This is a genomic window from Photorhabdus kayaii, assembly GCF_025384895.1.
In the GTDB taxonomy this organism is placed as follows: Bacteria; Pseudomonadota; Gammaproteobacteria; order Enterobacterales; family Enterobacteriaceae; genus Photorhabdus; species Photorhabdus kayaii.
The window spans coordinates 1-2112 of the sequence record NZ_JAJAFZ010000160.1; the positions used below are offsets into that span (position 1 = coordinate 1).

Here is a 2112-nt window from a genome sequence, read left to right on the forward strand (position 1 = left end):
GGCGTTGATAACCGGTTTTGCGGGTTAAGGGGAGAGGATGAGATGACGATAGCCATTGAACATTTGCAGGACATTCAGTTAACCCACATTGAAGCACTGGCCTTAGCCCAACTGGTTAAGCGGCTGTGCTGGTCTGAGATACGGGCCTGTGCCGTGAATGACGAGGAGGCGTATCAGATTAAGGATGCGATCTCTAAGCTTCAATCTGCTCTAGCGTACAATGGGTATGCGCCACGGTAGATATCATCAGAAGGCCGGAAGATCTCGAAAGATCTTTCCGGCTTTTTACTATTAGCTTAGGGTAATTTTATTTTTCCTTTTTTGACATTAGCTTTAATGTCGTACTTAAAATCTACACAATAGTGATTCAAGACTTCATCTAATTTAATTAGCTTTATTCCTTTGATATTTTCTTTAATTAATCTGTTAGCTACTTTTTCTGAAATAAAGATAAATCCTGCTAATAAAGTAGTCCGTATTGAAAAAATATCATAATTTAATGATTCATTATGAAAAGATAATTTATGAGGAATTAAATTTCCATATTTATCTTTTTCTAATATTGAGTTTTTTTCATTCAGAAATAACTCCTTGTCAGTAAAAAAAAGATAATTTAATGAGTTATTGATAGTTTTTCCATCTTTAATAGATGTCGCAATTAATTTTTTTAAAACATGATCGCTTAATTTAAACTCATTGATAATATCGAGAAATCTATCAGATAGGATATGAGCCATATTGTGTTGATAATAATTAAACCCCAATTTACCAATATTTTTATTGCATAACAAATACAAATGGTTAGGGCATTCCTTATCTAATAGATAATAAGGTATATCATGCTTGGAGCCTTCATAATCCCATTTTTCATTAATTTGCTTTTCGGTATCTACTATAGCATGAAGATATCTTGGCATTAGTGAAGAATTATAATCGTTCATTAATACATAATAATTCATTAATTTACTCTCCCACATTTGGTTGTAGACACTTGACCAGACCATATTTTATTTTTCATATCCATCTGAAGCTTTCTAATAGCATCTCTAGCTTCTCGCTCGTTAATACTATTATTAGAATACTGGTTTCTTATATCCCTTATTTTTCCTCGCACTTCATCAGAATAATTATTATGATTACTGCTGTGAAAAACTTTCATTCCTTTTCCGACATCTGCTTTCATGGCGGATTCACTACCCGGAATATGAATACCATTAGATGCAGAATTCATTTGTCTACCGATACCTATTTTATCTAAGAATACTTGATTTTCTTTCCAAACTTCTACAGGGATAACGTGATGGGCTGATAATCTATCACCGACTTGTCCTTGCATTGCTTTATCTAAGATCCCACTATTAGAGAGACCCAAAGAATCGATCCAATTGACCGGATCATGGACATAGCTGTACGGGTTAAATCCGCCACTAAGATTCAAAGGATCTGGTGATAAGTACTGGCCTGTATCACTCTCGTAATAACGGTGCCGATTATAAAATAAACCGCTTTCCTCGTCTTCGTACTGGCCGGCGAACCGGAAATGACACGTCAGGTTCCGAGGCAGTCATACTTATAGGGCGATGCCAGGCCGCACAGGACAAGGCTTTCAGAAGGACGCGTTTCGCCCATTTTGCTCCTGCAACTTTTTTTGACCCGACGTGCCTTTTCAGGATGTGTGCACGCTACCGCCATACCCTGACGCCCTTATCCGGTCTGCACATTGAGCAGTATAGCGGCGGTGTTAGCTGCCGTTAACCCCTTGTGTGTATTTGCTGACGTGTTTGTACACCGCCTTTCAACCTGCCAGAACCGGGTTTTATCGATAACCCGGGGCGGCGGGGCAGCTTGCCTGCGCCGCTGACGCGGGTTGGCCGGGTGCGGGCCGGCGAGGCCCGCAGGTGACGCTGTTCAGCGGGGTTGGGGTGGGGGCAATAAATTGCGGCCAGCTTGCTGGCCTGCTTTCAGGGCCGTTGACCTTGACGGACTGACCGGCAACGGCTTAAGGCGGATGTTGACACCGGAGCCGCCACGGACGGCGGCGACTGCGGCGGTGGGATTTTGCATTGAGGCTGACAGCAGCGGGCGCAGCCCGGTGCGCCACGGGGACTAAGA

Annotated in this window: 4 protein-coding genes; 2 read left to right on the forward strand and 2 right to left on the reverse strand. The window is 42.0% G+C overall.

What is annotated here, in order from left to right; translation table 11 throughout:
- The first annotated feature begins 42 nt into the window (after positions 1-42).
- A complete protein-coding gene (locus tag LGZ98_RS23520; RefSeq protein ID WP_228902610.1) occupies positions 43-240 on the forward strand; it encodes a DUF7706 family protein in 198 nt (65 codons plus the stop codon).
- A gap of 56 nt (positions 241-296) precedes the next feature.
- Here the strand turns inward: LGZ98_RS23520 and LGZ98_RS23525 are convergent, their stop codons facing one another.
- Positions 297-959 (reverse strand): Imm43 family immunity protein, encoded by a 663-nt coding sequence (locus tag LGZ98_RS23525; protein WP_228903223.1) that lies wholly within the window; start codon positions 957-959, stop codon positions 297-299.
- Positions 959-1564: an RHS repeat-associated core domain-containing protein gene (locus LGZ98_RS23530; RefSeq protein ID WP_315902009.1), complete on the reverse strand. Its 606-nt coding sequence runs from the start codon at positions 1562-1564 to the stop codon at positions 959-961. Before LGZ98_RS23530 ends, LGZ98_RS23525 begins: the two co-directional genes overlap by 1 nt.
- On the opposite strand from LGZ98_RS23530, the gene LGZ98_RS23535 reads away from it, so the two are divergent.
- The gene (locus tag LGZ98_RS23535; protein ID WP_262978703.1) at positions 1447-1755 is read left to right on the forward strand and encodes a hypothetical protein; all 309 of its coding nucleotides are present in this window, start codon (positions 1447-1449) and stop codon (positions 1753-1755) included. The genes LGZ98_RS23530 and LGZ98_RS23535 overlap by 118 nt on opposite strands.
- Positions 1756-2112: the final 357 nt, after the last annotated feature.

Coding starts and splice junctions, on each gene's coding strand:
- LGZ98_RS23520 (WP_228902610.1), top strand. CDS start 43: ATGACGATAGCCATTGAACATTTGCAGGACATTCAGTTAACCCACATT.
- LGZ98_RS23525 (WP_228903223.1), bottom strand. CDS start 959: ATGAATTATTATGTATTAATGAACGATTATAATTCTTCACTAATGCCA.